The organism is Microcoleus sp. T3_B1 (assembly GCF_036700445.1).
Taxonomy (GTDB): Bacteria; Cyanobacteriota; Cyanobacteriia; order Cyanobacteriales; family Microcoleaceae; genus Microcoleus.
The window spans coordinates 1-18,933 of record NZ_JAUBOX010000114.1; the positions used below are offsets into that span (position 1 = coordinate 1).

Here is an 18,933-nt window from a genome sequence, read left to right on the forward strand (position 1 = left end):
CCCAACGGGGTACTTCGCGCAGCGCTCAGATTAATCCCCTCTAAATATACGCCCGGGACTTCCCGGCTGGTAGTTAAACCACTGCAAATCCTCAATCGCTTGGTCTGTAAACTCAATCTCAAACACTATAGCCCCAACCTAAAAGTATTTCAAATACTCATCCATCTTACCATTCATCGCACACTGCCACAATACCCAGAACCCCGACTTCTTCAATAAGTCGGGGTTCTAAAATTACGAACGGAAATTCGCCACCGACTTTTGCAATTGGCCCAGAGAACCAGACAACTCGTCCAAAGATGCTTTGACATCCGCACCTTTTTGTGCGGTAGTATTCGCAATCTCGTTGACTTGCTGCATACTGTTAGCAATTCCCTCAGCCGAAACAGTTTGCTTGGCAGATGCGCTAGTAATATTCTGCACCAAAGCATTCATTTCTCGACTAACTTCGATGATGGCATTGAGGTGAGTTTTAGCTTCGCTTGCCAGCTTAGTGCCTTCCACTACCTCCAGCGTCCCGGATTCCATTGCCTTCATCACGCGGCTGATTTCTTCTTGAATTGTACCGACAATTTCCGAGATTTCCTCAGTAGCGCCGGCGGATCTTTCTGCTAATTTCCGCACTTCTTCGGCAACAACTGCAAAGCCTAAACCTTGTTCGCCGGCTCGCGCCGCCTCAATAGTAGCATTCAGAGCTAATAAATTAGTTTGCGAAGCAAGTTGAGAAATCGAAGTCACAATTTTGCCAATTTGCTGCGAAGATTCGCCCAAACGCTTCATCATTTTCGAGGTAGAGGCGATCGTCAACCGGAGCCCGTTAATACCTTCGACAGCTCGATCGACTGCCATACCGCCGACTTCAGCCGTTTGAGAAGACTGCTGAGCCACTGTTTCTGCCCGCACCGAAACATCTCGCACGTCGCGGATCGAATTCACAATCCGCTCGATTTCGCGCATGATGGCAGATATTTTTGCTGCTTGAATTTCTGCCTGTTGGGTGAGTTGACTGGTATTTTTAATTGACTCGCCGGTGGCAGATGTTACCTGTTCGGCTAAAGTTTGAATTCCCGTTACCACTTTCCGCAGAGAACCGATTAAGAAGTTGAAAGAGTCGGCGACAGCACCTAAAACGTCGTTAGTCACTTCCGCCCTGACTGTCAAGTCGCCTTGAGCCGCGCCTTTAATTTCTCCCAACAATTTAAGGACTTGCTGGGTCAGAGAATCAGCTTCAGCTTTACGTTCTGCTGCCAATTTTTCTAGTCGTTCTTCTGCCTCTTTGCGCTCGGTGATGTCAAAGCGAATGGCGATATATTTGACTATTTTGCCGCTGGTATCAAAAATGGGGGAGATCGTCGAATCTACCCAGTAAAACGAGCCATCTTTGCGTCGGTTTTTGATTTCCCCTTTCCACACCAAACCGCGAGAAAGTGTCACCCACATTTCTTCAAAAAATGATTTGGGATGGTAGCCGGAATTGACGAGGCGGTGGTTGCGGTGCAGGAGTTCTCCCATGCTGTAACCGGAGATTTCAATGAATCCGTCGTTGACGTAGGTAATGATGCCTTGGAGATCGGTCTCGCTGACGATCGCCGATTCGTCGAGAGCATTTTGCCGGGTTTTAAGTTCTTGCAGCAAGCGTTCCTGTGCCTCGGCCAACTGCTGCATTTGCTGCTGGGATGCTCTTTGTTCGGTGACGTTGCGGCAAACGACTACGCCGCCTTTAAGCGCCCCCGTTTCGTCTTTGAGCGGCCGGCCGTTAATTTTCACCCACAGGCCTTCTGGCTTCCCTCGGTGGCGGGTGAAAAGCTCTACTTCGTCACAGGCTTCTCCTCGAACTGCGCGCGCTAAAGGTATTTCGGCTGGGGGATAGGGAGTTACCGTATCGGGCAAGAATAAACCGTATCTTGTTGACCATTCGTCGGGAAGAGTATCTGTCGAACCCGTGCCAAAGATATCTTGGGCGGCGGGGTTGAACAACACAAAATTGTTATTTTCGTCCGCAGCAATTATGCCATCGCCAATGCTATTTATTAGCAGTTGCAAGAGATTGGTTTGCTGCCGAAATTGGTCTTCGGAACGGGCTAATTGGGCTGTTGTTTTTTCCAGTTGCACCATCGCCTGTTTGCTCTCGGTAACGTCGCGAGCCACTGCATATATGAACTTTTGTTCGGCTTCAGGTCGCGCTTTCCACGACAGCCACTTGTAGGAACCGTCTTTGCAGCGGTAGCGATTTTCAAAAGCGATTGTTTCGAGGCCGCTGGATAATTTGCCGGTTTCGCCTACTGTTTGTTCGCGATCGTCTGGATGGACGAAATTGAGAAAAGGTTGGCCTTCCAGTTCTTCTAGGGTGTAGCCGAGGCTTTTTACCCAAGCGGGATTGACGCGCTTGAATTTGCCTTGAAAATCTGCAATACAAAGCAAGTCGAGAGACAGGGTGAAAAATCGATCGCGCTCTAGTTCTGCTTTTTTGCGATCGGTAATTTCGATCGCCACAGCCCCGATACCGATGGGTTTGCCGTCAGATCCGGGCAAAGGAAAATATGACGCCAGCCAATCTCGCATGACGCCCGGTTCGTTGAAGATTGAACCCGACACCTCAACGTTTAAAAACGGTTGGTTGGTGGCGAGAATCTTCTGCAGCATCGGCTGTAGGGTATCGAGCATTTCGGGTATAACTTCCCTCACAGTCTTGCCGAGGTGTTCGGCAACTGAGACGCCGGTGGTTTCCGCTAATTTCTCGTTAACTTGCACGAAGCGCAACTGCTCGTCAAAAATAAACATTGAGGCCGGGGCGGCTGCGAAAAATGCGTCAAAGCGACTTTGACGCAAAACTAATTCTCGTTCTAGGGCTTTGCGATCGCTGATGTCGCGGCCTTCTGGAATTAGCAGCACGACTTTGCCGCTGTCGTCTACGATCGGCTTGAGGGAGAAGTCCACAGTTATCACAGCACCCCCAGCAACGAGCACGTCGGCTTCGTAGCGGACTACCTCGCCGGCTGCAGCTTTTGTGAGCGCTGCTTGCACTTTTTGCTTGGCTTCTGGAGAAATTTGCCACCACAAATTATCTGCAAACTGCGTGCCTACGAAGTCTTCGCGCTCCATTCCGGCGACGGCGAGGGCTGTTTGGTTGACTTCCAAAACGGTTCCGTCTGGTTTGAGCAGCCCCACTAATTGGAACGATTGGTCAAAAATGGCTCGGAACAGTCTTTCGCGATCGCGCACCATCTCTTCTGCGCGTTTGCGATCGCTGATGTCGCGAGTAACTGTTGCGAACCCCATAGGCTCATCGGTTTCTGGGTGTTTGACTGTAAATAGGGTGAAGTCAACCGGAAAGTCTTCGCCGGTTTGAAAGTTCCTCAAGCGGAATTCACCCTGCCAAAAACCGTCTCGCACAGTAGCCGGCACGATTTCTTCTTTGAAAATCTTACCATTTTCTACTGAGAAGAAGTCATACATACTTTTGCTTTTGACTTGTTCAATATTTCGCAATCCTGCTAGTTTCATTCCCGCGACATTCAGGTATGTTGCCTCTCCCTCCAGGGTAGCCGTGCCGATAAAATCCGAGCTGCTTTCTACGAGCGAAATCAATCTTTGCTTTTCGATTTCGGCTTGCTTGCGCTCCGTGATGTCGTTGTTAGTTTCTAAAATTGCTTTCGGTTTTCCCTGTTCGTCTCGCTGCAAATTCCAGCGACTGAATACGGTAATTTTGGTAGCATAATTGGTGGTGTGAATTACTTCTCCTTCCCAATAATCCTGCTCTTCTAACTGTGCCGAAATAGCGGCTAAAGGCTGGGGGAAAATGGTGTGCAATAGAGTATGGGTGATTTTCCCCAAGGCTTCTTTTTTTGTCCAGCCGTACATCCGTTCGGCTCCCTGACTCCAATAATTAATCGTGCCGTCCATATCCCGAACGATCAAGCCATCGCTGGCAAGATCGAGCATTTGCAAGTTCTGCTGCAATGCTTCTTCGGCGCGCTTGCGTTCTGTAATGTTGCGGGCGATCGTTGAGACAAATTCAACTTCTGAATTCTCGGATTTGTGGGCAACAATTACTTGAGAAACTGGTATTTCTTCGCCGTCTAAACTCTGCCAAACTGTCTCGCCACTCCACGCCCCGTCCCGGCAAGCTGCGGGGATACCGACGTTCACAATAGTGTCGATACTTTTGGGGGATGTCAGGTCAGAAATGCGGATTCCGGTTAAATCTGCGTCAGAGCCAACTCCCAACATTTCTCTGGCTGCGCGGTTGAGATAAATGGCGCGCTGTTGGGAGTCGGCTATGCCTACCCAGTCTGTTGTGGTTTCTAAAATTGCTTTGAACCGCAATAGTTCTTGTTCCGATTTGCGGCGCTCTGTGATGTCGCGCGCGAAGCAGAGGATTCCTAAAATGTTGCCTTCTGCATCTTGGAGGGGCAATTTCTGGGTGTCGAAGGTGTGTACTTTGCCGTCGGCTAAGGTGGCTAAGTCGTTGGAGGCCGGCGCGAGGTGGTTGCCGGCCCGGAAGTTTTGGATTTGGTTCTGGGAATCGGTTTCGGCCTGGAAGTTGGCGAAGATTCGATCGACCGATATGCCGATTTCTGCGTCGTCTTTGCCGATAATTTCTGCTTGAGTTTTGCCGAAGGCGGCGGCGAAACCTGCATTGACTAGGGTGTAGCGCAAGTTTCGATCTTTGACAAAAATGCAGTCTGGCGTAGCGTCAATGACTGTTCGCAGCAAGTTTTGGGAACTTTCTATTTCGGCCAGTGTCTGTCGCAGTTGTTCTTCCATTTCCACGCGATTGGTGATATCTCTAATCGCGCAAACGAGAAATTTCCTGCCCTCGGCATCTACAAAGGTACATTTTTTGGCGGAGAGAAAGCGGGTGTTTCCTGCTCGGTCTGTGATGGTTTTTTGGACTTCGGTGCTGGTATTTGTCACGAAAACTAATTCGTCTTTTTCTCGATATGTCTGTGCTTCCTGTTTGGACAAAAACAGGTCGTAGGATTTGCCAATTAGTTCTTCTCTGCTGTGATTTATGTATTCACAAAAGGCATTGTTTAATATTATCCAGCGGTGCTGTTGGTCTTTGACGTAAATCGGGTCTGGGATGCTATTGAGGATGTTGTTTAAGAATTGTTCTGAGGCTTTTAATTGCTCTTGTACAGCGGTGCGATCGCGAATTTCCTGTTCCAATTGTGCGTTAGTTTGCAGGAGCTGCTCGGTTCTTTCATTCACTCGCTGCTCTAGTTCTGCCGTTAGCTGCTGCAATGCGGATTCTGTCTGTTTGCGCTGGGTAATGTCGCGGCCTTCGGCGAGGATTTGAAATACTTCTCCTGTTTCATTTAACAGCGGCTTAAACGACACGTCAATTACTGTCACCTGGTTGTTGAAGCCGGTGATTTCGTATTCTTCCCGGACAAACTTGCCGGCCGAGACTTGTTGAATGTTCGTTTTTAGGCGCTGCTGGTTGGTTGGAGATGATGCCCACCCTGGTGTCAGCCAAAATTTCAGCCCCAGGACTTCTGATGCTTGGAAATCGCCCAATTCTAGCGCTGTCTGATTTGCTTCGATCAGAGTACCGTCGGGCTCCAATAATGCGATCGCTTGAAAAGCTTGGTCGAAGATTGCGTGAAATCGCTGGGTAGTTTCGCTCAGTGCTTGTTCTGTTTCTTTTTTAGAGTTAAGGATTTGGGTGGAACCTACTAAGAAGGTGTAGCGGTTGGACAAACTCAAAAAAGCGATCGCCGCAATTACAGTTATCCAATCCGACACTGTTTGCGCCACCGGAGAGTGTGGCAGTCCTAGGTATTCGGCTGCGTGGCCGCTATGGCCCAAAGCGCAGGTCCAAAATATGCAGGCTGTGACTGTGGCGAAGATGTCGAACCCGAATTGACGGTTTCGCCACAAAGCTAAGCTGATTAGCCAGGCGATGGAAAAGTAACACCCAGAAATGATGACATTAGCAGCCCCAGCTACCACCGATGAGGACAAGTCAGGCAATGTCAGGGTGAAAGTCGTTGCGATCCAGGTATAGAGAATTTCGATCATAAAATTAAGGATGGGCAAATAGGATGCGGGCGATCGTTAGTTAATATTATTGATGCAAAGCCGTTGCAGACTTATCTGTATTGTTGATTTTTACCAGCGTTCGGAATGGGCGATCGCTTCTACATCGACAATCATTAGCAAGCGTCCTTCGGAATTGTACAAACCTTTTAAGAATGGAGCTAGGTCGGGACTGACATCTAGTGCTGAGACAATGCGATCGGGATTGAGAGGTAAAACTCCTTCGACGCGGGAGACGGCTAATCCGAGGCGCATTTTCGACAACAATCTCACGTCTCGTGGATCGGGCGCTTCTACCACTAAGATGCGGCTGTTTGGGTGGTAGGTGTCAACCGACTCAATACCGACAAACAGTCCGAAGTCTGCTGCTGCTAAGATTTCGCCCCGCAAGTTGGTTAATCCCAGCAAAAATGGCTGGGTGTTGGGAACCAGGGAAATCGGTTGTTCCTTGAGGCAAAGGACTTCCCGCACTGCCTCTAATTCTATGCCGAACAGACTGCCTCCTTGACCGAACAGGAGAAATTGCTTTGTTGCACTTGTCTGATGCCCCCCAGCGGGGGGAGCCGTTATTTTCATGGCTTATTTTTAGTTTCTAGTGTACCTTACAAATTAGAGTTTTGCTTTGACTCTAAAGCCGATCGCCGATCGAGTTTTTCAGCATCACTTTGGGTGCCTCAAATGTTTCCGTTAAATAAATCGCGGCTGGGCAAATAAGCAGGTTTTTATCATTAAACATAAACTTTTATGGAATTCAAAAACCCAGTTTATTAAAAAAAACGGGGTTTGTCGGTATAATGTTTGTTGGGAAGTGGTCGATCGCTTTATATTGGGTTTACGCTGAAAGCAAGCGCTGCACTATGTGGACGAGTTGCTGAGGTTCAAAAGGTTTGCTGACGTAAGCGTCGGCTCCTAAATCAGTTCCCCAAGCTTTATCGATCTCGGTGTTTTTATGAGTACAAAATACTACGGGCAATTTTGCAGTTGCGCGATCGCCCCGCAATTCTCTGATCACTTCAAACCCATTCATTCGCGGCATCACTACATCTAAAACGACCAAAGCCGGAGGGGTTTTGCGGATCAGGGCGATCGCCTCTTCGCCGTCGCCTGCGCGGATCACATCCAGTCCGGCATCTTGAAGAATGCGGCAGATGATTTCTAGTTCGCTCTTTACGTCGTCCACTACTAAAATTTTGGACATGATTCCACACTTCCTTGCTGTTATTGACAGCGGACTATGTTAATTCAGAAGCTGACGCGATCGGCGGCGATGAGACTAGACCGCTTTCGGGACAAATTAATGTACTTCCAAATACAATATAGCCGATCGTATGGCTCAATGTTAGCTGTCAGCGATAAAAAGCGATAAAAATTTACTTTGGTCACGGAATCGCTCTGAATAAATTAATCGGCAATTAGTAATTGATTATTGGTAATTCGCTGTTTTGAAACCAACTGCTCTTAGTATAGCAATCCTTGCAGGAGTCGTAAATTTTAACCCCACCCCAACCCTCCCCTTAGCAAGGGAAGGGAGTAAGAAATTTACCAATAATTTAGGAGGGGGGATATAAAGACATATGCGAAAAAAAGCTGGTTTTTATACTTTTGTTTAGCTTTAATTTCAATAATTAACTTTGATGTATTGCCTAAATTGTGCTATATAAATTATTTAGCTAACGCCATAAAGCGCAATTAAAAACCAGCTCCAGCGGTGCTATTCTGGAAAAAAAAGGTTGTTTTTAGGCCAGATACAGCACGCTATCGCTTAGGAATGAGAATTAAATAACTTGCATTTTTTGTAGGTTGGGTTGAGGAACGAAACCCAACAATCAAGCGTGGCGTTGGGCGGAGTGAAACGGAGGGTTGGTTCCACGGGCTCAACCTACGGAAGTTATTTAATCCACGATCCTTAGTAATCGCTATTACTGTATTAATTAAACCAGTTAAACTTGACTGATTTTCCAATGACATTTAATGAATCTTCTTGTGTGGATTTTATAATTAATTGCAAATTAATATCAATTCAGCTAGCATCGAAATAGTAAAATACCGTCAACAGTCAACAATCTAATTCATCAGCGTTAATTTGTGTTAATCTGCCTGTATCTGCGGTCAAAAAAAAGATAATTTTTTCACCGCAGATGACAAGAGATTGATGCAGATTAACGCCGATGAAAAGAATAGAGATAGGAATAATTCCGATGCTAACAGATTTGATATCAATGGGCCGCGCGACAGTCCCATTTTAGCCAGTAGAGGAGTGTTGGGTTCACCAAAACTGCTACCAGCAGGCGATCGCCATCCTTGAGCTTGATTGTGAACCCAGCCGCAAAGACTGCTGCAAGATGCGGTCAATCGATTTTAGATTTTAGAATAGAAGAAAGCGCTCCCACTGATAAATCCGGGGGCTGGTGATGAGCAGTCGGAGCTTTTTTCTGGCTTCACGGATGAATCCGGTGGCCCCGGACGAAATTGCTTGATTGTCAAATTAGTCGGTGAGGGAGAGACGGCGATCGGCTATAATAAAGGGCTAGAGGAAAAGAACACGCTCAGACCCGAAAATATGGTTGCCATCCAAAGAAATCTCAACATTGCCGCCCTAGAAGCAGAATACAGTCAAAAAACACCGCGAGAAATTCTCAAATTTGCCCTAGAAAATTTTGACAACATCTCAATTTCTTTCAGCGGTGCAGAAGATGTAGTTCTGATCGATATTGCCTCAAAAATTACCAAAAATTTCCGCGTTTTTACCCTAGACACCGGACGACTGCACTCAGAAACCTATCAGTTTTTGGATCAAGTCAGAAAACATTACGGCATTAAATTAGAAGTAATGTTTCCCGATGCAGCAGAAGTACAAGCCCTAGTTGAAGAAAAGGGATTGTTTAGTTTTTATCAAGACGGTCACAAAGAATGCTGTGGCGTGCGGAAAGTCAAGCCGCTGCGCCGCAAACTGAATACTCTCGATGCTTGGATCACTGGTCAGCGGAAAGACCAAAGTCCCAGTACCCGCAACGGTATTCCGGTCATTGAAGTTGACACTGCATTCTCAACTCCTGACCATGAATTAATTAAATTCAACCCGTTAGCAAACTGGTCTTCGGCAGAGGTTTGGGAATACATTCGCGCTTTGGATGTGCCTTACAACAAGTTGCACGAACGCGGTTTTGTAAGTATTGGTTGTGAACCTTGTACAAAGCCGGTATTGCCGAACCAACACGAACGCGAAGGTCGCTGGTGGTGGGAAGAAGCGACCGTAAAAGAATGCGGTTTGCACGCTGGTAACGCACAAACATAGTAAATCACTCAAGGAGTAAGGTGCGCTAGGCTCACCAAACAAATAGTAGGGTGCGCTAGGCGCACCTTACCCAAGAATAAATGCACTTCACATAAATCGTCGCCGAAGAATTCGCAATTAAAATAAACACAAATTAAGCTGAGCTTGCCCTAGAACTTTGATAGAATGATCGACATTCAGAAAAGTTTTTAAAGTAGGTACTATATGCTCGCGTCAACTAGCGAATTGCTGAACACGGCCTTGAGAAATGGTTATGCGATCGGCGCTTTTAACGTCTACAACCTCGAAGGAGTAAAAGCCGTGATCAATGCGGCCGAAGCGCTGCACAGTCCTGCTATACTGCAAATTCACCCCAGCGCCCTCCAATACGGACAATCGCCTTTAGTCGCGCTGTGCATCAAAGCGGCCGGCAAATCTTTAATGCCGATCGCAGTACACTTAGATCACGGCCCCTCAGAAAAAGACATTCACCTCGCCCTAGCCGCCGGTATCAAATCAATTATGGCAGACGGTTCTTTTTTGCCATACGAACAAAACTTAATATTTAGCCGGGAAATGACTAAATTAGCCCACGCTAACGGTGCGGCAGTTGAAGCAGAAATCGGCAGAATGAGTGGCAGGGAAGAAGGTTTGACAAGCGAGGAGAAAGCCGCAAGGATGACCGATCCCGTAGCAGCAGTAGAGTTTATCAAAGAAACTAAGGTGGATTTTTTAGCCGTAACAATTGGTAACGTTCACGGCAAATATTTGAGCGAACCGAAACTCGATTTTCCGCGTCTGGCAAAAATCCGGGCTGCTGTTTCAGTGCCGTTAGTGATGCACGGTGCTAGCGGTTTGCCGGAGTCAATGATTCATCAATGTATTAAACTCGGAGTATCTAAATTTAATGTGAATACGGAAGTTCGCGAAGCTTATATGGACGTGTTAAAAAGTAGCATTTCTGAGCCACATCCAGATTTGTTGGAAATAATGGAAAAAGCTATCGATGCCATGCGATGGGTCATTTCTGACAAACTGCAACTTTTCGGTTCTGTCGGTCAAGCTTATTTGCATCATTCTCCCTACAGGGATGACTTGACCGCAAAGAGTAGCAGCAACCAACAAACAAGCCGCAAGCAATCAAGTTGCGATCAAATCTTAAAGCCTGTGCGTAGTGAGGCCTTGAGTCTTATGTTGAAGTAAAAACAAACTACAGTCCTGACTGCGAACCAGTTTTTATATCATGTCCGATCCAGTGACCGCGATTAAAATGGCGGGTTTTTGAGATTGTCAATTATTGGTAGATATTTTTCGTGAACCCGCCCCTACCGTATTAGGGGTAATCAACCGGACATACTATTAGTCAGGACTTCAGTCCTCTCTAACCATTTAAAAATCGATCGGGATCGATGCCAGATTCCCGCAGCCGCAGAATTAAAGACTGCAATTGAGCTTCGGCTTGTTGAGCCCTAGATTCCGCTGACTCGGCCCGCTGCCGTTGCTGTTCCGCTTCAGTGAGAATCCAATTGCCATCAACATCATACCAGCGCAACCACAGTCGATCGATTCCCTGAAACTCTCCTTGCCACAAACCCAACCCCAAACTTAGGTCAGGAATCCACACTCGCGACTCCGGCAATTCTAATTCTTGATAGTGTCCGCCCTTCAATTCAAACACTCGCAATTTGTTAGTATAGCGACTGAAAACGGCATAAATAGGAACCCGCAAAATTTGCTCGTAAACCTCCCATTTTCTAGGCGGTTCCTCCTTCGTCTCCGGCTGCAAAAATTGCCCGTTACCGGCAGCGTTTCCCGACTGAGGTGGCAACTTTTCTTCATCGGTCTTGTCGCCTAAATCTTCTTTTTCTGTTCCCGGCGAAAGCAGTTCTACAATTACAAAAGGATTCACGCCTTCCTGCCAAGTAACATAACTCATCCGCAGTTCGGATCGATCGTAAAGTCGGGGAACTCCCACAACTGCAAACCAATCCGGCCGCTTGTGCCACAGAGTGTGCTGCACGTCATAATAAAGGTTCATGTCGGTGCCGCTAAATATCTCAGAAGCCGGGTAATTCCGAGGTCGAAACGTCAGGCTCAACAACTGCGGCTGTAAATCGTGAAATTCGTCAGGCAAACCAGGTTCCTCCGGGTCTTCGCTGGGTAAATCGTACATCGTCGGCAGCGTTTCTCGGGGCGATCGCGGCGGATCGGTTTGCGGCACAGGATATTTAAAAGGAAACATATAATATTGAGAAATGACTGCATTTATGCTAACATCACGGGAACATCCCAATGATGCTTTCACAGGAGTGCAAGCCGGAGAGCTAGAAGCGAGATATATCGGCTTTGCTGTGCGGGACGATCGCACTCCTAGAAAGCGATTTTAACAAAAATGGGATGATTCCATTTTCTTCCTCTCTTCTGTGAAGTTAATCTAAAATCTAAAATCTAAAATCTCAAATCGACTGATCCGAAATTCTGCACTATGATCGACATTCCTCAACTGATTGCTCAAGAACTTTCCATTAATCTGTCTCAAGTCAATAATGCTCTGGAACTTTTCGCCGAGGGAGCCACTATTCCGTTTATTGCCCGCTACCGCAAAGAACGCACGGATTTGCTGAATGAAATTCAGTTGCGGGATATCTCCGATCGCTTCACCTATCTGACGGAAATTGAAGAACGCAAAAAGTCGATTTTAGAGACGATTAGCTCTCAGGGGAAACTCACTGAAGAACTGCAAGCCAAAATCGAATCGTGTTTGCAAAAAAACGAACTAGAAGACCTTTATCTGCCTTACAAACCGAAGCGGCGGACGCGAGCGACAATTGCTAGGGAAAAAGGTTTGGAACCGTTGGCAGAATTTATCAAGTCTCTGAACTTACCGACGGCTAAACCAGCAGACTTTGAGGCGGAAGCAGCTAAATACATTTCGGAAGAAAAGGGAGTGAAAACAGCAGAAGAAGCTCTCAAAGGTGCTGCGGATATTTTGGCCGAAGCGGTTTCGGAAAAAGCAGAATTGCGGGCTTATTTACGAGAGTTTTTGATGAAAACAGGAGTTTTTGTCTCGAAAATTAAAGAGGATTTCCCGGAAGGAAGCACTAAATTTGAAATGTACCGCAATTATCAAGTGGCAGCGAGAAGCGTTCAGTCGCACAATATGTTAGCGCTGTTTCGCGGGGAAACAGAAGGGGTTTTAGATTTGGAACTAGCTTTTGATGAATCCGCAGTGATGGCTTATTTGGAAGGTCAGGAAATTAGAACTAGGATACCGGAAGTTAAAGAGTTTTATCGATCGACTTTGAAGGATGCCTTCAACCGACTGATGAAGACTTCGTTAATTACAGAAGTGCGATCGCACAACAAAGCCGTCGCTGATATCGAGTCGATCGCCACTTTTGAAACCAACCTCCGCGAGTTGCTGCTGTCGGCGCCGGCGGGAATGAAACCGACACTGGCGATCGATCCGGGATTTCGCACGGGGTGCAAAGTTTCCGCCCTCGATGAAACCGGGCAATTTTTAGAATATCAAGCAATTTTCCCCCACCAAGCGGCCGCTCAGCGACAGCAAGCTGGTAAAATTGTCAAGCATTTAATTGAAAAATATAAAATTGAATTAATCGCGATCGGCAACGGTACAGCTTCCCGCGAAACAGACGAATTTGTTTCGGAAGTTTTGGCAGAAATGGACAGAAAACCGATTAAAGTCATGGTGAATGAATCCGGTGCATCGATTTATTCAGCAAGCGAGGTGGCGATCGCCGAATTTCCAGATCTGGACATCACCGTCCGCGGCGCAGTCAGCATCGGACGGCGCTTGCAAGACCCCCTCGCCGAACTCGTGAAAATCGACCCGAAATCAATAGGAGTCGGTCAATACCAGCACGATGTTGACCAAAAACTGCTCAAAAAGAAACTCGACGAAACAGTCGAAAGCTGCGTTAACTATGTCGGAGTTGACTTAAACACAGCCTCCAAAGAATTGCTGACATTTGTGTCAGGAATGACGGCAACAGTTGCCAAAAATATCGTCAATTACCGCAACGAAAACGGCGCCTTTAAAAATCGCCGCCAACTCCTGAAAGTTCCCAAACTCGGCCCAAAAGCTTTTGAACAAGCAGCCGGGTTTCTCCGCATTCGCGGCGGCGAAAACCCCCTGGACAATACAGCAGTTCATCCAGAAAGTTATCCTGTAGTGCAGGCGATCGCCAAAGATTTAGACTTGCCGCTGACTGGAATAACACAAATATCGGAAAAAATCAAGACTGTAAATATCAAGAAATATGTCACTGAAAAAGTCGGTGAACCAACACTCCGAGACATTATTTCCGAACTAGAAAAACCGGGAAGAGACCCGCGCGCCGAGTTTAAATATGCCACTTTCCAAGCAGGAATTAAAGAAATCTCCGATTTGCAAGTTGGGATGGAATTAGAAGGCATAATCACGAATGTAGCTAACTTTGGAGCCTTTGTTGATGTGGGAGTGCACCAAGATGGTTTGGTTCACGTTTCTCAATTAGCCGATCGATTCGTGGAAGATCCGAAACAGATTGTTAAAGTCGGACAAGTTGTGAAAGTGCGGGTTTTGGAGGTGAATGAGAAGTTAAAGCGGGTTAGTTTGACAATGAAGCTGCAAGAAAAACCGCAACCGCAAAATGGCAATAGTGCGAGGCTTCCGGCCCCGCGCCGACGTTAAAACTTTGGGGAAAGGTGAAAAAGGGCGATGGCGTCCAGCCCTCGCCCGTGCTACGGCTATAATTGTGTAATCCTCACCCACCTCAAAATTATATGGTTGCAAGTAAAAGCGAATCCTACGTCTCCCCCGAAGATTATTTAGCAGCCGAGAAAGTCAGTCCGACCAAACACGAGTACAGGCAAGGTGAAATCTATGCAATGGCAGGGGCAAGCAAAGCTCACGCCATCATTAGTCTCAATGCAGCAATTTTGCTGAGAAATCATCTTCGGGGAAGTGGCTGTATACCTTACGTGGCAGATATAAAAGTTCGGATTGAGGCAGCAAATTGTTATTACTATCCCGATGTAGCGGTGACTTGCGATGAACGGGACAGAAATACTGCTGAAGATTTCATTATCTACCCGCGCTTAATTGTGGAAGTTTTATCGCCGACTACAGCGGCTTTTGACAGAGGCGATAAATTTGGTGATTACCGCACTTCTGAAAGTTTGCAAGAGTATGTATTAATTAATCAAGAAAGAGTTAGTGTAGAGTGTTTTCGCCGGAATGCAGAGGGTTTGTGGGTGCTTTATCCTTACAGTCAAGGACAAGAAGTTCAGTTTGCTAGCGTTAATTTTAGCTGTGCGATCGAGACATTGTATGAAGATGCGATCGGGATTGGTTGATTTTAATTACTCCAGAATCACTGATATTGATATGATTGAACCGCGAAGACGCTAAGGACACGTTCGGCGAAGCCGTTCCCGAAGGGTAGGAAGAGAAAAGAAGAACAAGCTGGTAATTGCTATTTTTTCTTGCTAGCTTTCCAAGTGCCACCGTAGAAGTAAAAAGGATTGTTTTTACTTACCGATTCCCAACATTTAAGACATAAAAAAAACCACTGCCCCGACTCGTCATACCGGGCGCGGTAGAGAGTCGGGGCAGATTGGGAACAACGATCGCAATATTTGATTCTGATTGCCCTGGCCATTGTTACTCAGTTTTAAACAATAACGGATTCTTGAGGGCGGGCGAATATCATGCGGCCGGCGCTTGTTTGCAGGGCGCTGGTGACTACGACTCTGGCTTCGCCGCCGACGTAACTGCTGCCTGCTTCTACGACAACCATTGTGCCGTCATCCAAGTAACCGATTCCCTGAGAGGGCTCTTTGCCTTCTTTGCGGATTTTTAGTTCGATCGTATCTCCCGGCAAATAAGTCGGGCGCACCGCATGAGTCAAATCATTGATATTCAAAACCGGCAGTTTTTGGACGGTAGCTACTTTCGATAAGTTGTAATCGTTGGTGAGCAAAATGCCGTCGATATCCAAAGCAAATCGGACTAATTTTGCATCGACTGTGGCAATATCTTCGTAGTCAGCCGAGTGAATTTGAATCCGTTCTGGATATGTTTCTTTGATGCGGTTGAGTACATCTAAGCCGCGGCGTCCGCGCACTCGCTTTTGATCGTTGGCGGAATCAGCTACCAGTTGCAGTTCTTGGAGCACGAATTGCGGCACGATAATTTGACCTTCGAGGAAACCTGTTTCTAGCAAGTTTTCAATTCGGCCGTCAATAATGCAGCTAGTATCGACAACTTTGGCAGTTGCTGGTTTGAAAGTACCTTCGGCTACCAACACCGTGTCAAAGCTTTTGGGGTTGATCAGCCGCAAGAAAGCGCGGCCGTGGGTGTCGGTCAAACTGACGCCTGTGAAGCCGAACATGACGCTACCCAAGACTGCGACTAGAGGTTTGATGAAGCCGAACTCGCGCGGAATTGGCAGCAGGAATAGCGGAGCCAGCATTAAGTTTGCTACTAGCAGTCCGATGATTAAGCCGATCGCCCGCGTCAGCAACATCTCCACTGGCATATCGCGGACTTGTTTTTCCAGGCGCCGATAGGTTGTTTGAGCCACTAATCCCATCACGAAGCCGATTAATGCTCCAAACGAACCTAGTACAGAACTTAAACCTTGTATATTTGTAACTTGCTCCAGCAGCTCGGTCGGCAGGAGTTCGACTCCGTAATAGCCAATGCCTCCGCCTGCGATTACGAATGAGATTATTATGATTGCGTCTAGCATTAGTTCTAGGTTAATGAATTTATTCCCATTATATCTTTGCAGTGCTGATACTTGTTTTCATGCTTTGGTCGGATATCGCTATATTTACTCAGGAATTTTCATAAACTTATATTTCGCGGTTGTACCCTTTGGGGGATGTGCCAGGGAGTCGCTCGGAATTGACCACGCCCCACCGCAAGCAGGCACGAGGTGCGAATAGACCGCCCTGCGGGATGTCCGGGAATTGTGGCCGATCGAAACCGGTACGACGTTAAATTAAAAGAGCAGATCGTTCGCAGCGCTTTTTTGGTAAGGAAATGTCATAATATACATAATTATTCATGATTGTTTAATTAAAACTTTAGATTTGAAGTTGCGCTTTCGGCTTGATATGTAATGAACCCTCCCACAGATTATTTAACATTTGAATTAAAAAAAAGTGTGCAAGCGGCAAATTCCGGGATTCCTAGTTCGGCTTACCTGCACATACCTTTTTGTCGCCGCCGCTGTTACTACTGCGATTTTCCGGTTTTTGTGGTGGGCGATCGCAAAAATGGCGAAAATTCCGGCACAATCGTGCAATACGTTGCTGTACTGTGTCAAGAAATTCAAGAAACTAAAAATTTAGGCGCATCTCTGAAAACAGTTTTTTTTGGTGGCGGCACGCCTTCGCTGCTTTCTGTCAGTCAGTTGAGTAATATTTTAGAGACTCTCGACGGCAAATTTGGGATTGATGCTGGGGCGGAAATTTCTATAGAAATAGATCCGGGTACGTTTACTTTAGAACAGTTGCGGGGATATGCAGCGGCGGGAGTAAATCGAGTTAGTTTGGGAGTGCAAGCTTTTCAGGATGAATTGCTGCAAGCTTGCGGGCGATCGCACTCTGTCGCTGATATTTTTGAAGCAGTGGAAATAGTGCGATCGGCTGGTATTGTCAATTTCAGTTTAGACCTAATTTCGGGACTGCCGCACCAAACTTTAGAACAGTGGGAAGCTTCCCTGAAATCAGCGGTGGAAATTTCCCCGACTCACCTGTCGAGTTACGACTTAATTGTTGAGCAGGGAACTGCTTTCGGGCGCTACTTTGAAGCAGGCGCGCAGCCGCTACCAGCAGATGAAACCGCTGCTGGAATGTACCGTTTAGCGCGGGAAATTCTGATCGGTGCTGGATACGAACATTACGAAATTTCTAATTATGCTCGCGATGGCTATCAGTGCCGCCACAACCGCGTTTATTGGGAAAATCGCCCTTATTACGGTTTGGGAATGGGGGCGGCGAGTTACGTGGAAGGCCGAAGGTTGACTAGACCTCGCAAAACTCAAGAATATTATCAGTGGGTGCGATCGATCTCTGGCCTCAATTCCCCAGCAACTCCTCAAATTGGGGGGGAAACCCAGCAGGATATTTACCCAGCAATTGAGCAAAATTTTCCAGTCTCAGAAAATGACGTTTTGTTAGAAACGCTGATGCTAGGTTTGCGTTTAGCAGAAGGAGTTAGCCTGTCGGCGCTGACTGAAAAGTTTAGTCAGCAAACGGTTGATAAAATTTGGCGTTGTTTGCAGCCCTACTGGCGGCAAGGATGGGTGGAAATTATGACGGAGGATAGGGCGATTCCCTACGGGATAGCTCCGCTTCACGCAACTTTAGGCGATGCCGCGAAACTGCCGCTTGCGGGCAATTTGAGGTTGAGCGATCCCGAAGGTTTTTTATTTTCTAATACAATTTTAGCCGATTTGTTCAGCCAGTTAGGCGAAAATAATTAGCTCTCTCTGAGGAAGTATACCCCCCGGCAAGCGCGATCGGCCCTAAAGCCGGGGCCGCCAATGCGATCGGAAGCAAATTAAATTGCTCCCTCGCTTTATACTGTCAAAAATAATATATTTTCTATCGATCCCTCAACAAAACTTAAGGCGAACTAAGCCTTCAGATAGAGGCCACGACGGCACTTCAGCCGTCATACTTAAGACTGAACATTTAAAAAGTAATTTAATGAACACTATAACTATCGATCGCAACCAAACCCAAAACCAGCCCAGCCTTGTAATTAGCGAGCGCGGTTGCAATCCGGCTTCCAAGTGTAATTTTTGCGGTCACTACCAACAGGCAAGAGGTTCAGTCGGTCACTGTCAATTGTTGAATGCACCTGTTAAGGGAGGGTGGAAATCTTGCACTTTAGCAATGCCGGCTTTTGCACCTTCTTGGGAATAGGGGGAAGGCGCTGATGTTTCCCCGGAGAAATTTATTAATTAACCCAAAGAATGTAAAAAAAATGTATAAAAAATTCTGTTTTAACTGGGAATATGCTATAATAAGCTTAGGCCTTTCGCCACTCGCTCGCACCATTGCACAAACAAGTTAAAAAGATGAATTTGACACTAAATCAGGTAATTTCCGAAGGTCATACGCGCATTTTGTGTTGGTATCTAAATAATACTAGCAAAGTGCAAATCGCTCGCATTACAAATATTCCTAATTGGTATTTTGAGCGGACAGTGTTTCCGGGGGAACGTTTTTTGTTTGAAGCGTTGCCGGAAGCTCAGTTAGAAGTTTGCAGGAGTGCGGATACGGGTGGTATAGTGTGCGAGCGAATTTTGTGTGATCGGCTGCGAGTTGAAGAATTAAGCACGGCTGATTGAAGATAATTCCCCAGACTTACCAACGAGAGGTAGAAACCCGGTTTTTTTTCAGAAACCGGGTTTCTCTGTATGATTATAAAAACTCGGTTCGCGATCGCACTCCCAACCTCATAAACCCGGTTGATTCGTAGATTTCTCGTTACTAAGCCCAAAATTCGTAGAAACTCACATCTTGCACCATTCTCAAGAACAGGCAAGATGCCTGTTCCACAAAGAGTAGATTTTCTTGTGGAACAGGCA

The 18,933-nt window shown here is 46.7% G+C and carries 13 protein-coding genes; 8 read left to right on the forward strand and 5 right to left on the reverse strand.

The window, feature by feature from the left end; genetic code table 11:
• Positions 1-234 precede the first annotated feature (234 nt).
• The 3 genes from QT990_RS32965 to QT990_RS32975 form a co-directional block, all read right to left on the reverse strand.
• Positions 235-6,027, reverse strand: coding sequence for a PAS domain S-box protein (locus QT990_RS32965; RefSeq protein WP_333412842.1), 5,793 nt, complete (start codon positions 6,025-6,027; stop codon positions 235-237).
• Positions 6,028-6,117: 90 nt separating this feature from the next.
• Entirely contained in the window at positions 6,118-6,621 is a 504-nt protein-coding gene (locus QT990_RS32970; protein ID WP_333466263.1) for a chemotaxis protein CheW, read from the reverse strand.
• Positions 6,622-6,877: 256 nt separating this feature from the next.
• A complete protein-coding gene (locus QT990_RS32975; RefSeq protein ID WP_333309077.1) occupies positions 6,878-7,243 on the reverse strand; it encodes a response regulator in 366 nt (121 codons plus the stop codon).
• Between the two features lie 954 nt (positions 7,244-8,197).
• On the opposite strand from QT990_RS32975, the gene QT990_RS32980 reads away from it, so the two are divergent.
• The 3 genes from QT990_RS32980 (at position 8,198) to QT990_RS32990 (ending at position 10,522) form a co-directional block, all read left to right on the forward strand.
• Entirely contained in the window at positions 8,198-8,350 is a 153-nt protein-coding gene (locus tag QT990_RS32980) for a hypothetical protein (RefSeq protein ID WP_333466264.1), read from the forward strand.
• Between the two features lie 168 nt (positions 8,351-8,518).
• Positions 8,519-9,340 carry a phosphoadenylyl-sulfate reductase gene (locus tag QT990_RS32985; protein WP_333143353.1) on the forward strand — a complete coding sequence of 274 codons (822 nt, stop codon included), beginning with the start codon at positions 8,519-8,521 and terminating at the stop codon, positions 9,338-9,340.
• Positions 9,341-9,544: 204 nt separating this feature from the next.
• A complete protein-coding gene (locus QT990_RS32990) occupies positions 9,545-10,522 on the forward strand; it encodes a class II fructose-bisphosphate aldolase (protein ID WP_333143354.1) in 978 nt (325 codons plus the stop codon).
• A 178-nt stretch (positions 10,523-10,700) separates the two neighbouring features.
• Here QT990_RS32990 and QT990_RS32995 read toward each other — a convergent pair whose 3' ends face one another.
• Positions 10,701-11,561 (reverse strand): Uma2 family endonuclease, encoded by an 861-nt coding sequence (locus QT990_RS32995; protein WP_333309083.1) that lies wholly within the window; start codon positions 11,559-11,561, stop codon positions 10,701-10,703.
• Positions 11,562-11,804: 243 nt separating this feature from the next.
• Here QT990_RS32995 and QT990_RS33000 point away from each other — a divergent pair, with 243 nt between their 5' ends.
• Positions 11,805-14,015: a Tex family protein gene (locus QT990_RS33000; protein ID WP_333466265.1), complete on the forward strand. Its 2,211-nt coding sequence runs from the start codon at positions 11,805-11,807 to the stop codon at positions 14,013-14,015.
• A gap of 92 nt (positions 14,016-14,107) precedes the next feature.
• Positions 14,108-14,680: a Uma2 family endonuclease gene (locus QT990_RS33005; protein ID WP_333309087.1), complete on the forward strand. Its 573-nt coding sequence runs from the start codon at positions 14,108-14,110 to the stop codon at positions 14,678-14,680.
• Positions 14,681-14,997: 317 nt separating this feature from the next.
• Here the strand turns inward: QT990_RS33005 and QT990_RS33010 are convergent, their stop codons facing one another.
• Positions 14,998-16,077, reverse strand: a complete 1,080-nt coding sequence (locus QT990_RS33010) for a PIN/TRAM domain-containing protein (protein WP_333143359.1) — start codon at positions 16,075-16,077, stop codon at positions 14,998-15,000.
• Positions 16,078-16,452: 375 nt separating this feature from the next.
• Here QT990_RS33010 and hemW point away from each other — a divergent pair, with 375 nt between their 5' ends.
• From hemW to QT990_RS33025, 3 genes are all read left to right on the forward strand, one after another.
• Positions 16,453-17,820, forward strand: coding sequence for a radical SAM family heme chaperone HemW (gene hemW, locus QT990_RS33015; protein WP_333466266.1), 1,368 nt, complete (start codon positions 16,453-16,455; stop codon positions 17,818-17,820).
• A 226-nt stretch (positions 17,821-18,046) separates the two neighbouring features.
• Complete coding sequence (locus QT990_RS33020; protein WP_333284948.1) at positions 18,047-18,265, forward strand: hypothetical protein; 219 nt, start codon at positions 18,047-18,049, stop codon at positions 18,263-18,265.
• Positions 18,266-18,420: 155 nt separating this feature from the next.
• A complete protein-coding gene (locus QT990_RS33025) occupies positions 18,421-18,693 on the forward strand; it encodes a DUF1830 domain-containing protein (RefSeq protein ID WP_333057596.1) in 273 nt (90 codons plus the stop codon).
• Positions 18,694-18,933 lie beyond the last annotated feature (240 nt).